Origin of the sequence: Nocardioides sp. Leaf307, from assembly GCF_001423135.1 — a bacterium.
Taxonomy (GTDB): domain Bacteria; phylum Actinomycetota; class Actinomycetes; order Propionibacteriales; family Nocardioidaceae; genus Nocardioides; species Nocardioides kribbensis.
In genome coordinates, this window is the sequence record NZ_LMNY01000001.1 from 1,441,331 (window position 1) to 1,458,697 (window position 17,367).

At 71.8% G+C, this 17,367-nt stretch carries 21 protein-coding genes; 19 read left to right on the forward strand and 2 right to left on the reverse strand.

The features are described 5' to 3' along the window. Position 1: 1 nt before the first annotated feature. The 16 genes from prmC (at position 2) to ASF50_RS18870 (ending at position 12,758) form a co-directional block, all read left to right on the forward strand. Positions 2–880 carry a peptide chain release factor N(5)-glutamine methyltransferase gene (gene prmC / locus ASF50_RS06565; RefSeq protein WP_200920040.1) on the forward strand — a complete coding sequence of 293 codons (879 nt, stop codon included), beginning with the start codon at positions 2–4 and terminating at the stop codon, positions 878–880. A 6-nt stretch (positions 881–886) separates the two neighbouring features. After that, positions 887–1,552 (forward strand): L-threonylcarbamoyladenylate synthase, encoded by a 666-nt coding sequence (locus tag ASF50_RS06570; protein ID WP_056864117.1) that lies wholly within the window; start codon positions 887–889, stop codon positions 1,550–1,552. 8 nt (positions 1,553–1,560) lie between these two features. After that, positions 1,561–2,697 (forward strand): glycosyltransferase family 4 protein, encoded by a 1,137-nt coding sequence (locus ASF50_RS06575; protein ID WP_056864118.1) that lies wholly within the window; start codon positions 1,561–1,563, stop codon positions 2,695–2,697. Positions 2,698–2,809: 112 nt separating this feature from the next. Beyond that, positions 2,810–3,310, forward strand: coding sequence for a hypothetical protein (locus ASF50_RS06580; RefSeq protein ID WP_056864119.1), 501 nt, complete (start codon positions 2,810–2,812; stop codon positions 3,308–3,310). Positions 3,311–3,340: 30 nt separating this feature from the next. Beyond that, positions 3,341–3,670 carry an AtpZ/AtpI family protein gene (locus ASF50_RS18865; RefSeq protein WP_156697861.1) on the forward strand — a complete coding sequence of 110 codons (330 nt, stop codon included), beginning with the start codon at positions 3,341–3,343 and terminating at the stop codon, positions 3,668–3,670. 31 nt (positions 3,671–3,701) lie between these two features. Further along, positions 3,702–4,520 (forward strand): F0F1 ATP synthase subunit A, encoded by an 819-nt coding sequence (gene atpB, locus ASF50_RS06590; RefSeq protein WP_082500231.1) that lies wholly within the window; start codon positions 3,702–3,704, stop codon positions 4,518–4,520. A gap of 89 nt (positions 4,521–4,609) precedes the next feature. Beyond that, entirely contained in the window at positions 4,610–4,801 is a 192-nt protein-coding gene (gene atpE, locus ASF50_RS06595) for an ATP synthase F0 subunit C (RefSeq protein ID WP_251534340.1), read from the forward strand. Between the two features lie 37 nt (positions 4,802–4,838). Further along, positions 4,839–5,414, forward strand: coding sequence for a F0F1 ATP synthase subunit B (locus tag ASF50_RS06600; protein WP_056864122.1), 576 nt, complete (start codon positions 4,839–4,841; stop codon positions 5,412–5,414). Beyond that, positions 5,414–6,229: a F0F1 ATP synthase subunit delta gene (locus ASF50_RS06605; RefSeq protein WP_056864123.1), complete on the forward strand. Its 816-nt coding sequence runs from the start codon at positions 5,414–5,416 to the stop codon at positions 6,227–6,229. Before ASF50_RS06600 ends, ASF50_RS06605 begins: the two co-directional genes overlap by 1 nt. 108 nt (positions 6,230–6,337) lie before the next feature. Beyond that, positions 6,338–7,981 (forward strand): F0F1 ATP synthase subunit alpha, encoded by a 1,644-nt coding sequence (atpA, locus tag ASF50_RS06610; protein WP_056864124.1) that lies wholly within the window; start codon positions 6,338–6,340, stop codon positions 7,979–7,981. Between the two features lie 3 nt (positions 7,982–7,984). Further along, positions 7,985–8,905: a F0F1 ATP synthase subunit gamma gene (locus ASF50_RS06615; RefSeq protein WP_056864125.1), complete on the forward strand. Its 921-nt coding sequence runs from the start codon at positions 7,985–7,987 to the stop codon at positions 8,903–8,905. Between the two features lie 19 nt (positions 8,906–8,924). Beyond that, a complete protein-coding gene (gene atpD, locus ASF50_RS06620) occupies positions 8,925–10,379 on the forward strand; it encodes a F0F1 ATP synthase subunit beta (RefSeq protein WP_056864126.1) in 1,455 nt (484 codons plus the stop codon). Beyond that, complete coding sequence (locus ASF50_RS06625; protein WP_056864127.1) at positions 10,379–10,774, forward strand: F0F1 ATP synthase subunit epsilon; 396 nt, start codon at positions 10,379–10,381, stop codon at positions 10,772–10,774. Before atpD ends, ASF50_RS06625 begins: the two co-directional genes overlap by 1 nt. 116 nt (positions 10,775–10,890) lie before the next feature. After that, entirely contained in the window at positions 10,891–11,328 is a 438-nt protein-coding gene (locus ASF50_RS06630) for a DUF2550 domain-containing protein (RefSeq protein ID WP_056903841.1), read from the forward strand. Then, positions 11,325–12,503 carry an MFS transporter gene (locus ASF50_RS06635; RefSeq protein WP_056903842.1) on the forward strand — a complete coding sequence of 393 codons (1,179 nt, stop codon included), beginning with the start codon at positions 11,325–11,327 and terminating at the stop codon, positions 12,501–12,503. The genes ASF50_RS06630 and ASF50_RS06635 overlap by 4 nt, the downstream gene beginning before the upstream one ends. 111 nt (positions 12,504–12,614) lie before the next feature. Continuing rightward, positions 12,615–12,758, forward strand: coding sequence for a hypothetical protein (locus tag ASF50_RS18870; RefSeq protein WP_156718126.1), 144 nt, complete (start codon positions 12,615–12,617; stop codon positions 12,756–12,758). Here ASF50_RS18870 and ASF50_RS06640 read toward each other — a convergent pair. Together ASF50_RS06640 and ASF50_RS06645 are read right to left on the reverse strand one after the other, a co-directional pair. Next, positions 12,755–13,555: a hypothetical protein gene (locus ASF50_RS06640; protein WP_056903843.1), complete on the reverse strand. Its 801-nt coding sequence runs from the start codon at positions 13,553–13,555 to the stop codon at positions 12,755–12,757. The genes ASF50_RS18870 and ASF50_RS06640 overlap by 4 nt on opposite strands. Then, on the reverse strand, positions 13,548–14,123 hold the full coding sequence (locus ASF50_RS06645) for a cob(I)yrinic acid a,c-diamide adenosyltransferase (protein ID WP_056864131.1): 576 nt from the start codon (positions 14,121–14,123) through the stop codon (positions 13,548–13,550). Before ASF50_RS06645 ends, ASF50_RS06640 begins: the two co-directional genes overlap by 8 nt. A 93-nt stretch (positions 14,124–14,216) precedes the next feature. Between ASF50_RS06645 and ASF50_RS06650 the strand changes: the two genes are divergently transcribed. From ASF50_RS06650 to ASF50_RS06660, 3 genes are all read left to right on the forward strand, one after another. Beyond that, positions 14,217–14,813, forward strand: a complete 597-nt coding sequence (locus tag ASF50_RS06650) for a hypothetical protein (RefSeq protein ID WP_156718127.1) — start codon at positions 14,217–14,219, stop codon at positions 14,811–14,813. A 124-nt stretch (positions 14,814–14,937) separates the two neighbouring features. Further along, complete coding sequence (locus tag ASF50_RS06655) at positions 14,938–15,237, forward strand: STAS domain-containing protein (protein ID WP_056864133.1); 300 nt, start codon at positions 14,938–14,940, stop codon at positions 15,235–15,237. 78 nt (positions 15,238–15,315) lie between these two features. Further along, positions 15,316–17,328, forward strand: coding sequence for a protein meaA (locus tag ASF50_RS06660; RefSeq protein WP_056864134.1), 2,013 nt, complete (start codon positions 15,316–15,318; stop codon positions 17,326–17,328). The last annotated feature ends 39 nt before the right edge of the window (positions 17,329–17,367 follow it).

Consider the following 17,367-nt stretch of genomic DNA (forward strand, 5'->3'; position numbering starts at 1 on the left):
GGTGACCAGCGCCGGCCCCGGGCCCGACCGGGCGCGCCGCGAGGTGCTCGCCGCGGCCAGCACGCGCCTGCGCGAGGCGGGGGTCGCCTCGCCCGAGCACGACGCCGACGCTCTGCTGGCGCACGTGCTGGGCACCACGCGCGGCCGGCTGGTGCTCGTCGACCGGGTCGGTGGCCCGGCCCTCGCGGCGTACGACGCCCTGGTGGCGCGCCGCGCCTCGCGCGAGCCGCTGCAGCACCTCACCGGCTCGGCGGCGTTCCGCCACGTCGAGCTGGCCGTCGGCCCCGGGGTCTTCGTGCCCCGCCCGGAGACCGAGCTGCTGGCCGGGTGGGCGGTCGACGCCGCCCGCGCGGTGCTGGCGCAGGGCCGTGAGCCCGTGGTGGTCGACCTCTGCACGGGCTCCGGCGCCATCGCCCGCGCGCTGGCCGACGAGGTGCCCGGCGCGCGGGTGCACGCCGTGGAGCTCGACGAGGGCGCCCACGCCTGGGCCGAGCGCAACCTGTCGGGCACCGGGGTGGAGCTGCGCCGCGGCGACATGGCCACGGCCTTCGAGGACCTGCGGGGCACCGTCGACGTGATCAGCTGCAACCCGCCCTACGTGCCGCTGGAGGCGTGGGAGTCGGTGGCCCCCGAGGCCCGCGACCACGACCCCCACCTGGCGCTCTTCTCCGGCGACGACGGGCTCGACGCGATGCGCGTGCTCGCGGTGCGGGCGGCCCGGCTGCTGCGCCCCGGTGGCGTCGTGGGCGCCGAGCACGCCGACGTGCAGGGGGAGTCCGCGCCGGCCGTCTTCGTGGCCGCCGGGCGGTGGGCCGACGTGCGCGACCACACCGACCTGGCAGGGCGTGCGCGCTTCACGACCGCGAGACTGGCACGATGAGCGGCGATGACTGACAAGCTGCGCTACGCCACCACCACCGACGAGGAGCGCGAGGAGGCCGTCGAGGCCGCGACCCTCGCCGTCCAGCGCGGCCTGCTGGTCGTGCTGCCCACCGACACCGTCTACGGCATCGCCGCCGACGCCTTCGACCCGGCCGCGGTCCGCGAGCTGCTGGCCGCCAAGGGGCGGGGTCGTGAGATGCCCCCGCCGGTGCTGGTCAGCTCGGCGACGACGATCGACGCGCTGGCCACCAAGATCCCCGGCTACGCCCGCGCCCTGGTCGAGGCCTTCTGGCCCGGACCGCTCACCCTGGTGTGCCACCAGCAGGGCTCCCTGCAGTGGGACCTCGGTGACACCCGGGCCACCGTCGCGCTGCGCATGCCCGACCACGAGCTGACGCGGGAGGTGCTCGAGCGCACCGGCCCGCTGGCCGTCAGCTCGGCCAACAAGACGGGGATGCCCGCGGCCACCGACGCCGACCAGGCCGAGGAGATGCTCGGTGAGGACGTCGCCGTCATCGTCGACGCGGGGGAGTCCCCGGTGGGGGAGAGCTCCACGATCGTCGACGTCACCGGCGCCCAGGGTCGGGTGCTCCGGCTCGGCGCCCTGTCGCTTGAGCAGCTCAACGAGGTGCTCGAGCCGCTCGGTGCGACCCTGACCCACGGGGACTGACGAGAGCCGTGCGCGAGTACGTCCTGGTCTTCCTGGTCGCCGCTGCGGTCACCTACCTGCTCACCGTCATCGCCCGCGAGATCGCCCTGCGCACGGGCGCCGTCGCCCGGGTGCGCGACCGCGACGTCCACGACGAGCCGATCCCCTACCTCGGGGGGCTGGCCATGCTCGGGGGCCTCGTCGCGGCCTACCTGGTGGCGCGCGAGCTGCCGTTCCTCTCCGCGAGCGGCGCCTTCGTCTTCCGCGACGCCGGCATCGTGCTCATCGCCGGCGCACTGATCTGCGCCGTCGGCGTCCTCGACGACCTCTTCGAGCTCGACGCGCTCACCAAGCTCGGCGGCCAGGTGCTCGCCGCCGGCTTCCTCATCGCCTTCGGCGTGCAGTTCTACTTCTTCCCGACCACCGACGGCACCGTGTTCTCCCTCGACCCCGCCCAGGGGGCGCTGCTCACCGGCTTCGTGGTGGTGGCGACCGTCAACGCGGTCAACTTCGTCGACGGCCTCGACGGGCTGGCCGCCGGCGTGGTGGGCATCGGGGCGCTGGCCTTCTTCGCCTTCTGCTACCAGCTCACGGTGGCCAACAACGCGCCTCGCGCCACGACGGCGGCCCTGCTGGCCGTGGCCCTGGCGGGCGCGTGCGCCGGCTTCCTGCCCCACAACTTCAACCCTGCCCGCCTCTTCATGGGCGACAGCGGGTCGATGCTCATCGGGCTGGTCCTGTCGGCCTCCGCGGTCACCCTCACCGGCCAGTTCGCCGGCGCCGACATCTCCCAGGGCGCCTCGGGCGGTCAGGCCAGCCTGTTGCCGACCCTGCTGCCGCTGCTGCTGCCGATCTCCATCCTCGTCATCCCGCTGCTCGACCTGGTGCTGGCGGTGGTGCGCCGCACCCGGGCCGGCCGCTCTCCCTTCGCCCCCGACAAGCAGCACCTGCACCACCGGCTGCTGGAGATCGGGCACTCGCAGCGGCGCGCGGTCTTCATCATGTGGCTCTGGGCCGCGCTGGTCGCCTTCGGCACCGTGCTGGCCAGCCTCTACACCGGCGCCTGGGTGCTGGTCGTGCTCCTCGTCGCCACCGCCGCCACCGCGGGTCTGACCTTCCTCCTGCCCCGTGTGCACCGTCCGGCCGGCGTCACGGACCCCGTCTGACCTGCGGTTTGGGTCCGCGGGGAGGCCTTGTGATAGTTTTCACGAGCGCGGTCACGATCGTGCAGAACGCCTCTCGACCCCCGCTCCCGCCCCCAGAGAACGGCCGCCGACGATGACGACCGAGTCGCAGCAGGACCCGCGCACCAGCGTGGCCCCCGTGCTCCTCGGAGGCGCGGCGGTCTCGGTGGGAGCCGGGCTGGTCCTGGCCGGCCTGGGTGCCGTCGTCTCCGGGGCCCCGGCGGCCTACGGCGCCGCCGTGGGTGCCGGGCTCGTCGTCGTGGTCTTCGCGCTCGGCTCGTTGGCCGTCGACGCGGTGGCCACCGTCGCGCCCGGTCTCGCCCTCGTGGTGGCGCTCACGACGTACCTGCTGCAGGTCGTCCTGACCGGTGTCGGCTTCCTCGCCCTCGACCGCAGCGGCGCGTTGGGGGAGACCCTGGCCGCCGGCTGGGTCGCAGCGGGTGCCGTCGTCGGGACCCTGTCGTGGGTGGTCCTCCAGATCGCCCTCACCACCCGGCTGCGGATCCCCGCCTACGCCCTCACCGCAGAGGCGCCGCCCGGCACCGACGACCACCGGACGCCCGCGTCCGGTGCGGCCCGGGCGGGTGATCGCTGACCCATGGCGGCTGCTATTGTCCGACGCGCGATGGCTCCTGAAGACTCTCCTTCCGGGCAGAGCGACCCCGACCCCACCACGTCCCCCACGGGAGACGTGCAGGGCGACCCGTGGCTGGCCTTCGGCTACCTGGTCTCGGGGGTGCTCGTCTACGGCGGGATCGGATGGGGGCTCGACCGGTGGTGGGGGACCCAGTTCCTCGTCGTCGTCGGCATCCTGACCGGCATCACCCTGGGCCTCTACCAGACCTGGGCGCGGTTCCGACCGCAGCCCTACGTCAAGCCCGGCGCCCAGCCCGACACCCGGGACCACGCCCCGCACCACGAGCAGCAGCCGCACGACCAGCAGGCGCAGCAGTGACGCACCCGTTGACGCAGACACAGGAGACACGTTGAGCAGCCTCATCCCCGCCAGCGAGGGTTTCACCCCGCCGGGTCCCGCGGACTTCGACCTGCCCGGAATCGGCGGCGACTTCGGGTCCTACGAGTTCCTCGGCCAGACCCAGCTGCTGGCCGTCACCAAGCCCATGCTCCAGCTCGTGCTGGCAGCGGTGCTCGTGTTCGGCTTCTTCTACCTGGCCTCGCGCAAGCGGGCCATGGTGCCGGGCAAGCTGCAGTTCGTGGGCGAGGAGGCCTACGGGTTCGTCCGCAACTCGATGGCGCGCGACATCATCGGCAGCCACGACTTCATGCGGTTCGTGCCGTACCTGTTCGCGCTGTTCTTCTTCATCCTGCTCAACAACCTCTTCGCGACGATCCCCTTCATCCAGTTCCCGACCTTCTCCCGCGCGGGCATGGTCTACGGGCTGGCCGCGCTGAGCTGGATCATCTACAACGCGGTGGGCATCAAGAAGCACGGCTTCGTGGGCTACTTCAAGCTCCAGTCGGTGCCGGCCGGCATCTCCGGGCCGATCCTGCTGCTGCTGGTGCCGCTGGAGTTCCTCTCCAACATCCTGGTCCGCCCGGTCACGCTGGCGCTGCGTCTCTTCGCGAACATGTTCGCGGGCCACCTGCTGCTGATCCTCTTCGCCCTCGGCGGCGAGTACATCATCGCGGAGATGTCGCTGGCCTACGCGCCGGTCGGCGTCCTCGCCTGGGTGCTCTTCATCGCCGTCGCCTTCCTGGAGCTGCTGGTGCAGTTCCTCCAGGCCTACGTCTTCGTCCTGCTGAACGCGATGTACATCCAGGGCGCTCTCGCCGACGAGCACTGACCGTCGGCCCCACTGCTCCACCCGCACGACCCGCCCAGAACCCCGAAGTAGTACAAACCGAAAGGAAAGTCGTGGAACTCACTGGCTCCATGAACATGATCGGCTACGGCCTGGCCGCCATCGGCCCCGGCGTCGGCATCGGTCTCATCTTCGCCGCCTACATCTCCGGTGTGGCCCGTCAGCCGGAGGCCCAGGGCCGCCTGCAGTCGATCGCCATCCTGGGCTTCGCGCTCGCCGAGGCGCTCGCGATCATCGGCATCGCCCTCGCGTTCGTTCTCTGACCGAGTCGGGCTCACGCAGGACCGGAAGGACTAGCCCATGCAAGCACCGTTCGCACCCCTCGTGGTGAGGGCGTCGGAGGACGGCGAGCTCAACCCGCTCGTTCCGCACGCCGTCGAGATCGTCCTGTCGCTGATCGTCTTCGGCATCCTCTTCTTGCTCGTCAAGAAGTTCGTGGTGCCGTCGTTCGAGAAGACCTACGCCGACCGCACCCAGGCGATCGAGGGTGGGCTGGCCGCTGCCGAGACCAAGCAGGCCGAGGCCGACGCCAAGCTGGCCGAGCTCGAGCAGCAGCTCAGCGAGGCCCGGCACGAAGCCGCGCGCATCCGCGAGGAGGCCCGCGAGCAGGGGGCCTCGATCATCTCGGAGATGCGCGAGCAGGCCCAGACCGAGGCGACCCGCATCGTCGACAACGGCAAGGCCCAGATCGAGGCGGAGCGCCAGCAGGCGGTCACCTCGCTGCGGGCCGAGGTCGGCGCCCTGGCGACCGGCCTGGCCGGTCGCATCGTCGGCGAGAGTCTCGAGGACGACGCTCGCCAGAGCCGTGTCGTCGAGCGCTTCCTGGCCGACCTCGAGTCGGGCTCCGCCCCGGCCGGCGGGAGCGGGGTCAACTGATGTCGCACTTCCGTGGAGCCTCGGTCGACGCGGTCGCCACGCTCACCGACGAGCTGGGCACCTCCGTGTCCGGCTCGTCCGAGCGTGCCGCCACCGTCGGTGACGAGCTCTTCTCGGTCGCGGCGACCCTGCGCGGCGAGGGCGCCCTGCGGCGCTTCGTCACCGACGGCTCGATCCCGGCCGAGGCCCGCACGGGCATCGTCGGCGAGGTCTTCGGATCCCGCGCCGGGGAGGAGACCCTGGGTCTGCTCCGCTCGGCGGCCTCGCGCCGCTGGACCGCCTCGGGCGACCTGCCCGACGCGCTCGAGCACCTCGGCGTCGTCGCCGTGGTGACCTCCGCCGGCAACGACGCGGGTCGCCTGGCCGACGAGCTCTTCGCCCTGGCGCAGGCCGTCAAGGACAACCCGTCGCTGCGCGACGCGCTGTCCGACCCCGCCCGCTCGGTCGACGACAAGCGTGCGCTGGTCGACGACCTGCTGCGCGGCAAGGCGCTCGGCGCCACCGCCGCGCTGGCCAAGCAGTCGCTCGCCGGCACCTACCGGACCGTCGGGGTCGCCCTCGCCGAGTACCAGAAGGTCGCCGCCGAGGTCCACGGCCAGGGCGTGGCGACGGTGCGCGTGGCCCGGGAGCTCTCCGCTGCCGACCGCGAGCGCCTCACCGAGGTCCTCTCCCGCCAGTACGGCCGTCCGGTCCACCTCAACCTGGTGGTGGACCCCTCGGTCATCGGCGGTGTGAAGGTCGAGATCGGCGACGACGTCATCGACGGCACCGTCTCCGCTCGCCTCGACGACGCCCGCCGCCGCATCGCCGGATGACCACCCGCCGGTCACCCTTGGGGGAGACCGGCACCCCGCACCACCGCTCCACCCGCGACCAGTCGCCCCAGACCGCCTGAAGCAAGAGACTAGAGAGAAGGCACCAAGATGACGGAGCTCTCCATCCGTCCGGAGGAGATCCGCGACGCGCTGCAGAAGTACGTCGCCGACTACCAGCCCGACGCCGCCAGCAAGGAAGAGGTCGGCACCGTGGCCCAGGCGGGTGACGGCATCGCCCGCGTCAGCGGCCTGCCCTCCGCGATGGCCAACGAGCTCCTCGAGTTCGAGGACGGCACGCTCGGCCTGGCCCTGAACCTCGACACCCGCGAGATCGGTGTCGTCGTCCTCGGTGACTTCGACAAGATCGAGGAGGGCCAGACGGTCCGCCGGACCGGCGAGGTGCTCTCGGTGCCCGTCGGCGACGGCTACCTCGGCCGCGTCGTGGACCCGCTCGGCACCCCGATCGACGGTCTGGGCGAGCTGGAGACCAGCGGTCGTCGCGCGCTCGAGCTGCAGGCGCCCTCGGTGGTGCAGCGCAAGTCGGTGCACGAGCCCCTGGCGACCGGCATCAAGGCGATCGACGCCATGACGCCGATCGGCCGTGGCCAGCGCCAGCTGATCATCGGCGACCGCGCGACCGGCAAGACCACGGTCGCGATCGACACGATCATCAACCAGAAGCAGTACTGGGAGACCGGCGACCCCGACAAGCAGGTGCGCTGCATCTACGTCGCGATCGGCCAGAAGGGCTCGACCATCGCCTCGGTGCGCGGCGCCCTCGAGGAGGCCGGCGCGCTGGAGTACACCACCATCGTCGCGGCCCCCGCGTCGGACTCGGCGGGCTTCAAGTACCTCGCCCCCTACACCGGCTCGGCCATCGGCCAGCACTGGATGTACGAGGGCAAGCACGTCCTCATCGTCTTCGACGACCTGACCAAGCAGGCCGAGGCCTACCGCGCCGTGTCGCTGCTGCTGCGTCGCCCGCCGGGCCGCGAGGCCTACCCCGGTGACGTCTTCTACCTGCACTCCCGCCTGCTGGAGCGCTGCGCGAAGCTGTCGGACGAGATGGGCAAGGGCTCGATGACCGGTCTGCCGATCATCGAGACCAAGGCCAACGACGTGTCGGCGTTCATCCCGACCAACGTCATCTCGATCACCGACGGCCAGATCTTCCTGCAGTCGGACCTGTTCGCGGCCAACCAGCGCCCGGCCATCGACGTCGGTGTCTCGGTGTCGCGCGTCGGCGGCTCGGCGATGACCAAGGCCATGAAGGGCGTCACCGGCTCGCTCAAGGTCGACCTCGCGCAGTTCCGCGCAATGGAGGCCTTCGCGATGTTCGCCTCCGACCTCGACGCGGCCTCGCGCCAGCAGCTCGACCGCGGCCAGCGCCTCATGGCGCTGCTCAAGCAGCCGGCCTACTCGCCGTACCCCGTCGAGGAGATGACCGCCTCGCTGTGGCTCGGCACCAGCGGCCGTCTGGACAAGGTCCCCACCGACGACGTCCTGCGCTTCGAGAACGAGTTCCTCGACTACCTGCGTCGCTCGCACGACGGCATCCTCGCCACCATCCGCGAGACGCTGAAGTTCGAGGACGACACCGAGCAGTCGCTGATCGGTGCCTACGAGTCGTTCCTCGACCAGTTCGAGACCTCCGACGGCTCCTCGATCAAGGTGGGCCACGAGGCCCCCGCCGAGGCCCTCGAGGACGACGAGCTCGGCCAGGAGCAGATCGTCAAGCAGAAGCGGGGCTGACCGATGGCCCTGTCGCTGCGTGAGTACCGCGCGCGGATCAAGTCGACGGAGTCGATGAAGAAGATCACGCGTGCCATGGAGCTCATCGCTGCGTCCCGCATCATCAAGGCGCAGCAGCGGGCGCAGGCGGCCGCGCCGTACGCCCGCGAGCTCACCCGCGCGGTCTCGGCGGTGGCGACGTTCTCCAACGTCGACCACCCGCTGACCCGCGAGGAGGAGAACCCCCAGCGCGCCGCGGTCCTGATCGTCACCAGCGACCGGGGCCTGGCCGGGGCCTACTCCGCCAGCGTGCTCAAGGAGGCCGAGCGCCTCTCCGAGCGGCTGCGCGAGGAGGGCAAGGAGATCGACTTCTACCTCTGCGGTCGCAAGGGCGAGGCGTTCTACAAGTTCCGCCAGCGCCCGGTGGTGCGGTCGTGGACGGGCTTCTCGGACCAGCCGTCCTACGACGTCGCGGCCGAGGTGGGGGAGGCGCTCATCGAGTCCTTCCTCAAGGAGCAGGGCGAGGAGGGCGACGTCGACGAGGTGCACGTGGTCTACACGCGCTTCGTGTCGATGCTGACCCAGGAGCCGACCGCGACGCGGCTGCTCCCGCTCGAGGTGGTGGAGGCCGCTGACGACGACACCCCGTCCGACGCCGACCTGCTGCCGCTCTACGAGTTCGAGCCCTCGCCCGAGGCCGTGCTGGACGGGCTGCTCCCGCAGTACGTCCAGAGCCGGATCTTCTTCTGCCTGCTGCAGGCGGCGGCCTCCGAGCTCGCCGCCCGCCAGAAGGCGATGAAGTCCGCCACGGACAACGCCGACGAGCTGATCAAGAAGTACACCCGGATCGCCAACCAGGCCCGCCAGGCTGGCATCACACAGGAAATCAGCGAGATCGTCGGTGGCGTCAACGCCCTGGCCGACGCCAACGCTTCCCACGAGTGAACAGAGCTGAGTGAGAGACATGACTGCAATCGTTGAAGAGACCCAGACCACGGCGTCGGGGAGCACCGGTCGCATCGCTCGGGTGACCGGCCCCGTCGTCGACGTGGAGTTCCCCGTCGACGCGATGCCCGACATCTACAACAAGCTCACGGTCGACCTGACCCTGGGTGGCGAGACCAAGACGCTGATCCTCGAGGTCGCACTGCACATCGGCGACGGCATGGTCCGCGCCATCTCGATGCAGTCGACCGACGGCCTGGTGCGCGGCGCCACGGTCACCGACAGCGGCGAGCCCATCACCGTGCCCGTCGGCGACATCACCAAGGGTCACGTGTTCAACGCGACCGGTGACGTCCTCAACCTCACCGAGGGCGAGGAGTACGAGGTCACCGAGCGCTGGGGCATCCACCGCAAGGCCCCCGCCTTCGACCAGCTCGAGTCGAAGACCACGATGTTCGAGACCGGCATCAAGGTCATCGACCTGCTGACGCCCTACGTCAACGGCGGCAAGATCGGCCTGTTCGGCGGCGCCGGCGTGGGCAAGACCGTGCTCATCCAGGAGATGATCGCCCGCGTCGCCAAGGACCACGGCGGTGTGTCGGTGTTCGCCGGTGTCGGCGAGCGCACCCGCGAGGGCAACGACCTCATCGCGGAGATGGAGGAGGCCGGCGTGCTGGGGCAGACCGCCCTGGTCTTCGGCCAGATGGACGAGCCGCCGGGCACCCGCCTGCGCGTGGCCCTCTCGGCCCTGACGATGGCGGAGTACTTCCGCGACGTGCAGAACCAGGACGTGCTGCTCTTCATCGACAACATCTTCCGCTTCACCCAGGCCGGCTCGGAGGTGTCGACCCTGCTGGGCCGCATGCCCTCGGCCGTGGGCTACCAGCCCAACCTGGCCGACGAGATGGGTCAGCTCCAAGAGCGGATCACCTCGACGCGCGGTCACTCGATCACCTCGCTGCAGGCGATCTACGTGCCCGCCGACGACTACACCGACCCGGCGCCGGCCACGACGTTCGCGCACCTCGACGCCACCACGGAGCTCTCGCGCGAGATCGCGTCGCTGGGCATCTACCCCGCGGTGGACCCGCTGACCTCGACCTCGCGGATCCTCGACGCCCAGTACATCGGGCAGGAGCACTACGACTGCGCCATCCGGATCAAGGCGATCCTGCAGCGCAACAAGGAGCTCCAGGACATCATCGCGATCCTCGGTGTCGACGAGCTGTCGGAGGAGGACAAGATCATCGTGTCCCGCGCCCGTCGCATCCAGCGCTTCCTGTCGCAGAACACCTACGTCGCCAAGCAGTTCACCGGCATCGAGGGCTCGACGGTGCCCGTCAAGGACACCATCGAGGCGTTCAACAAGATCGCCGACGGCGAGTACGACCACGTGGCCGAGCAGGCCTTCTTCATGTGCGGCGGTCTGGACGACGTCGAGGCGAAGTGGGCCGAGATCCAGAAGAGCCTCTGATGGCGTCGTCCGATACCGGCCTGCAGGTCGAGCTCGTCGCGGCCGACCGGACCGTGTGGTCCGGCGAGGCCTCGATGGTCATCGCCCGCACGGTCGAGGGCGACGTGGGTGTGCTGCGCGGTCACGCGCCGCTGCTCTCGCTGCTCACCGACGCCGTCGTGGAGATCTCGGCGCCCGAGGGCGTCGTGGTCGCCGCGGTCGACGGGGGCTTCCTGTCGGTGGCCGGTGACCGGGTCTCCGTCCTCTCCGAGCACGCCGTGCTCTCGGAGGAGATCGACGTCGACAACGCCCGGACCGAGCTGGACGAGGCTCGTGGCCTGCCGACCAGCGACGAGGCCGAGCAGCGGATCCGGCGGGCCGAGGCCCGCATCCGTGCGGTCGAGAAGGCCCGCTGAGGTCCAGCACCTCCCTGCACGTCACAGCACGACCCCGCCACGACCCGAGGCACCCACCCCAGTAGGGTGAGGGCCTCGGGTCGTTGCTCTTTCAAGCGCAGGGTGGGGGTGGGCGGATGCCGCTGTGGCAGTGGCTTCTCGACGCACTCGGGCTGCTGCTCCTCCTCGCGCTGCTCTACGCCGTCGCCCTGGTGGTGCGCCGCCGGCTGATCTCCCGCGACGGTGGGACCTTCGAGCTGAGCCACCGGGTGCGCACCGAGCGCCCGGGTCGCGGCTGGCTGCTCGGCATCGGTCGCTACTCGGGGGAGACCCTCGAGTGGTTCCGCATCTTCTCCCTCTCGCCGCGTCCCAAGCGCGTGTGGCAGCGCGAGGACCTCGAGCTGGTCGGTCGACGCGAGCCCGACGGCACCGAGCAGGTCTCGCTCTACCCCGACCACGTCGTCGTGTGCTGCGACTCCCCGGCGGGGCAGGTCGAGCTCGCCCTCGCCCCGGCCTCGCTGACCGGCTTCCAGTCCTGGCTCGAGGCGAAGCCCCCGGGCGCGCAGATGCCGTGACGACCACGACGATCCCGGCCGACCCCACCGTGCGTCGTGCCCGCAACGCCGTCGGTCTCAGCTTCGCCCTCAACGGCTTCCTCTTCGCCTCGCTCGTCTCCCGCATCCCCGACCTGCGCTCGCGCCTCGACCTCGGCAACGGCGACCTCGGCCTGCTCCTGCTGGCGATCGCGGCGGGGTCCGTGCTCGCCCTGCCCAGCACCGGGCGGCTCATCGAGCGCTGGAGCCCCGGCGCCGTGCTGCGCGGCGGGGCCCTGGTCGACGGCACGGGGCTGCTGCTCGCCGCGTGCGGTGCGTTCTGGCTCGAGTCGGTGCCCGTCGCCGCGGTGGGCCTCTTCGTGCACGGTGTCGGCATCGGCGTCTGGGACGTCTCGATGAACGTCGAGGCCGCCGAGGTCGAGCGTCGTCTGGCGCGCACGGTCATGCCGCGCTTCCACGCCGGCTTCAGCCTCGGCACCATCGGCGGCGCCGTGCTCGGCATCCCGATGAGCGGCCTCGGCGTCGCGATGCCCGTGCACCTCGGGGCGGTCGTGGTCGTGGCCGTCGTGCTGGCGGTGCGCGGAGCGTCCTCGTTCCTGCCCCCCGCGGCCCCGTCGGCGCGCAGCGAGCGGCGGCCGCGCACCGCGTGGTCGGAGCCCCGGACCCTGGCGCTGGGGGTCATGGTCCTGGCCTTCGCCATGGTCGAGGGCACCGCCAACGACTGGCTCGCCCTGGCCCTCATCGACGGCCACGACGTGCCGCGGTGGGTGGGTGTCGCCGGCTTCGCGGCGTTCGTCACCGCCATGACCGCGGGGCGGCTGCTGGGCACGTCGCTGCTCGACCGCTTCGGACGCAGCCCGGTGCTGTGGGCGAGCGCGGCGGCCGCGGGTGCGGGCACCGTGCTGACGGTGCTGGCCGAGCCGCTGCCGCTGGTCGCCCTCGGCATCGTGGTCTGGGGGCTGGGCGCCTCCCTCGGGTTCCCCGTCGGGATGAGCGCGGCCGCCGACGACCCCGCCCGGGCGGCGGCGCGGGTGAGCGTGGTCTCGACGATCGGCTACGGCGCGTTCCTCGCCGGACCGCCGCTGCTCGGCCAGCTGGCCGACGTGGTCGGGACGCTGCACTCCCTGCTCGTCGTCGCGGTGCTGATGGTGCCCGCGGCGGCGGCCGTCCTCGCGACCCGCGACCGGCCGGTGTGAGCGAGGTCGCTGCCACCGCCGCGTGACCAGGGGCCACCTGTCCGGTTGGGCAGGGTGGAGGGCAGGATCTCGGCCCGGCCTCCCCACCTCGACCCAACCCCGGGAGTCACCATGAGTCTCGTCTGCGACAGCTGCCGCCACGACTGGCACGGCATGACCTGCACCCACACCGCGGTGGTGCGCAACGGCTGGTGGCTCCAGCGCGAGGAGTGCCGGTGCACGGGGGAGCCCGGCGCCGGCGTGACGCGCGGCTAGGCCGGGTCGCCCAGCTGCTCCTGCACCGAGACGACGAGGGTGACCACGAGGTCGAGGTAGGTGTCGGTGCGCGGTGAGCCGTCGAGGTCGAAGGTGCCGACGGGCACCTCCAGCACGGCGTGCTCGACCGCCTCGGGCGTGGGCCAGGCGGTGAGCTCGGGCTCGGCCACCTCGGAGACCACCAGGTGGAGGTCGATGCCGTCGATCAGGGCCCGGCGGCGCTGGTACTCCGGGTCGGCCTGCAGCCGGAGCAGGGCCTCCTCGAGGTCGGGGTCGCGCGCCAGCACCACGCCGAGCGTCGGGTCGACGCCGAGGTCGAGCCCGCCGAGCGCGTCGGCGTCCCAGTCGGTGTCGACGCGGTCGGGCACCTGCGTGGTGCGCCACTGCAGCAGCACGTCGGGGCCCTCGAGGTCGTCGAGGCGCTCGTCGCCCATGCCCGCCTCGAGCAGGAGGGCGGCCTCGCGCCACGCCCACTCGCGCGAGGACAGGGGCTGCCCCGCGCCGAGCACCCGGTCGTGGGTCTCGCGGCCCGCCGCGACCACCGCGGTGGCGACGAGCTCGGCCGGCTCGGCGACCTCGTCGGGCACCTCGACGCGCTGCGCGTCGGGGTCGAGCACGACGGTGCACCTCACCACCAGCTCGCTGACCAGCGCGTCGAGCTCGTCGGCGAAGCCCAGCGTCTCCTCGACGTCGGCGGCGAGCAGCGCCTCCTCGAGGCGGGCCACGCCCGCGGCGTCGACGCGACCGCCGAGCAGGTCGACCAGGGACCAGAAGCGGTCGGGCGACAGCTCAGCCACGCTCGCCCCCGGGCACCCAGAGCACGTCGCCCTGGTGGCGGTTGGCGTGGCGGGCCAGGATGAACAGCAGGTCGGAGAGCCGGTTGAGGTAGGTGATGGCGACCTTGTTCATGGTCTCGGCGTGCTCGGACCAGGCGGCCCAGGCGGAGCGCTCGGCGCGACGGACGACGGTGCGGGCGACGTGGAGCTGGGCTGCTCCCTCGGTGCCCCCGTTGAGGATGAAGGACCGCAGGGCGGGCAGGTCGGCGTTGTAGGCGTCGCACCACTGCTCGAGACGGTCGACGTAGTCCTGCTCGATGCGCAGCGGCGGGAACTCGGGGTCGGCCACGACCGGGGTGCAGAAGTCGGCCCCGACGTCGAAGAGGTCGTTCTGGATCCGGGTCAGCAGGGCGACCACGTCGTCCTCGAGACCGCCGCGGGCCACGGCGACGCCGATGGTGGCGTTGGCCTCGTCGACGTCGGCGTAGGCGTGGAGCCGGGGGTCGTTCTTGGAGGTGAGGCTCATGTCCCCCAGGCGGGTCTCGCCGGCGTCGCCGGTGCGGGTGTAGATCCGGGTGAGGTTGACCATGGCCCGAGCCTATCGGCCCCGTCGGCCCCGTCGGCCCGCCCGGCGTCTCCTCGGCCGCGCCGGTCCGACCTGGGCCCGGCTAGGTTCGCAGGCATGAGTCGTCGCGTGACCTGGCCCCTGCTGCTCGCCCTGCCCGGGCTCGTGCTGGCGGTGGCCGGGCTCTTCCACCCCCACGGACTGAGCTACGACACCTCGTGGCGCTGGTTCGCGCTGCACGTGCCCGGCCTGCTGGTCTTCCCCCTCGTCGGCGCCGCGCTCGCCGCCCTCGTGCGGGGCCGGCGCGACCCCGTGTCGTGGGTGGTGCGGCTGACGGCCTACGTCTACGCCACCTTCTACTCCGCGCTCGACGTGATCAGCGGCATCGGGGCCGGCTGGGTGACCCACGAGCTCGGGCCCGGCGTGCCCCGCCCGCCCGCGGTGAGCCTGATGTTCCGCATCGGCACGCCGCTGGGCGAGATCGGGTCGTGGGCCCTGCTCGCGTGCGTGGCGGTGCTCGCGGCCGACCAGCTGGCGCGGCTGCGGGTGCCGGCGCTGGTGGGCCTCGTGCTCCTGCCGGGGGCCTACCTCGTGCACATCGGCCACATCTTCGCCCCGGAGGGCGTCGCGGGCATGGCCCTGATCGGCCTCGCCACCGGTGCCCTCGCGGTGGTCCAGGACCGCGCGTCGGGGTCCGCGGTCGCCTCCGGTTGAGGCTTCACCTACCGACACGTCGCAGAAAGTCGCCCGGTCGGTGCAACCGGACGCGTGCCGGGGGCGTCAAGGTAGGTGACAGCGGTGCCGACGGCGGCGCCGTGGCTCGGGAGGCAGGGCGACGATGGACATCACCACCGACGGACCCACGCTGGCGCTGCACGGCGACTTCGACGTGCGCAGCACCTTCCGGGTGCGCACCGCGCTCTACGACCACCTCGACGCCCACGGCCAGGTGGTCGTCGACCTCACCGACGTCGACACCGTCGACGTGACGGCGCTCAAGGTGCTCGCCTTCGCCACCCGGCAGGCCTCGATCGAGGGCCACCACCTCGTGCTGCGCGGCGCGGGGCCCGCCGTACGACGGCTGCTGCACCTCTCCCACCTCATCCGCGTCGTCGACCTCGACCGCGTCACGGCCTGAGCCGGCCGGTGGCGGGTGTCACATGTGCCACACCGGACGCCGGTTACCAAGCGGTAGATCTCGCCCTACTCTCAGTCCATGACCGAGAAGGACAAGCCCTGGGTGATGCGCACCTACGCCGGGCACTCGACCGCCACGGCCTCCAACGCGCTCTACCGCACCAACCTGGCCAAGGGGCAGACCGGGCTCTCGGTCGCCTTCGACCTGCCGACCCAGACCGGCTACGACCCCGACTCGGTCATGGCCCGCGGCGAGGTCGGCAAGGTCGGCGTGCCGGTGCCGCACCTCGGCGAGATGCGCAAGCTCTTCCAGGACATCCCGCTGACCTCGATGAACACCTCGATGACCATCAACGCCACCGCGATGTGGCTGCTGGCGATGTACCAGGTCGTGGCCGAGGAGCAGGCCGGTGCGGCGCCCGGTGGCGAGGTCACCCCCGAGGACGTCGCGGCGCAGCTGGCCGGCACGACGCAGAACGACATCATCAAGGAGTACCTCTCGCGGGGCACCTACGTGTTCCCGCCCGAGCACTCGCTGCGCCTGATCAGCGACATGATCGCCTACACGGTCCACCAGATCCCCAAGTGGAACCCGATCAACATCTGCAGCTACCACCTCCAGGAGGCCGGGGCGACGCCGACCCAGGAGCTGGCCTACGCGCTGTGCACCGCGATCGCGGTGCTCGACCAGGTCAAGGAGTCGGGCCAGGTCTCGGAGGCCGACTTCGGCAAGGTCGTCGGCCGGATCTCCTTCTTCGTCAACGCCGGGGTGCGCTTCATCGAGGAGACCTGCAAGATGCGGGCCTTCGTCGAGCTCTGGGACGAGATCACCCGGGAGCGCTACGGCGTCGAGGACCCCAAGATGCGCCGCTTCCGCTACGGCGTGCAGGTCAACTCCCTCGGCCTGACCGAGGCCCAGCCCGAGAACAACGTGCAGCGCATCGTGCTGGAGATGCTCGGGGTGACGCTGTCGAAGAACGCCCGCGCCCGCGCCCTGCAGCTCCCGGCCTGGAACGAGGCCCTCGGCCTCCCGCGCCCGTGGGACCAGCAGTGGTCGCTGCGGCTGCAGCAGGTGCTGGCCTTCGAGTCCGACCTGCTGGAGTACGACGACATCTTCGACGGCTCCCACGTCATCGAGGCCAAGGTGGCCGAGCTCGTCGCCAGCGCCCGTGCCGAGATCGACCGCGTGCAGGCCATGGGCGGGGCGATCGCCGCGGTCGAGTCGGGCTACATGAAGCAGGAGCTGGTCTCGGCCCACGCGGCCCGCCGCGGGCGCATCGAGAACGGCGAGGAGAAGATCGTCGGCGTCAACGTCTACGAGACCACCGAGCCCTCGCCCCTCACCGCCGACCTCGACGGCGCCATCATGGCCGCCGACCCCCAGGCCGAGCAGTCGGCGCGGGCCTCGGTCGAGGCCTGGAAGGCCGAGCGCGACGAGACGGCGGTGGCCGAGGCGCTGGCCGCCCTGGCCGCCACCGCCAAGACCGACGAGAACCTCATGCCCGCCACCCTGGCCGCCGCCCGCGCCGGGGCGACCACGGGGGAGTGGGCCGGCACGCTGCGCGAGGTCTTCGGCGAGTTCCGGGCCCCCACCGGCGTGAGCGGCGCGGTCGGTGCGGCCGAGGCCGGCACGGAGCTCTCGACCGTGCGTGACCGGGTGCGTGCCACGGGCGAGGAGCTGGGCGGGCGGCTGCGTCTGCTCGTCGGCAAGCCGGGGCTCGACGGCCACTCCAACGGCGCGGAGCAGGTCGCCGTGCGCGCCCGGGACGCAGGCTTCGAGGTCGTCTACCAGGGCATCCGGCTGACCCCCGAGCAGATCGTGTCGGCGGCCGTGGCCGAGGACGTCCACTGCGTGGGCCTCTCGATCCTCTCCGGCTCGCACATGGAGCTGGTGCCGGCCGTGCTCGACGGGCTGCGCGAGGCCGGTGTCGACGACGTGCCCGTCATCGTCGGCGGGATCATCCCCGACTCCGACGGCCGCCGCCTGCGCGAGCTGGGCGTGGCCGCGGTCTACACGCCGAAGGACTTCGGTCTCACCGAGATCATGGGCGGCATCGTCGACGTGATCCGCGAGGCCCACGGGCTCGGCTGACCGTCCGGCGAGATGAGGTGAGGCTACCCTCACCTCGTG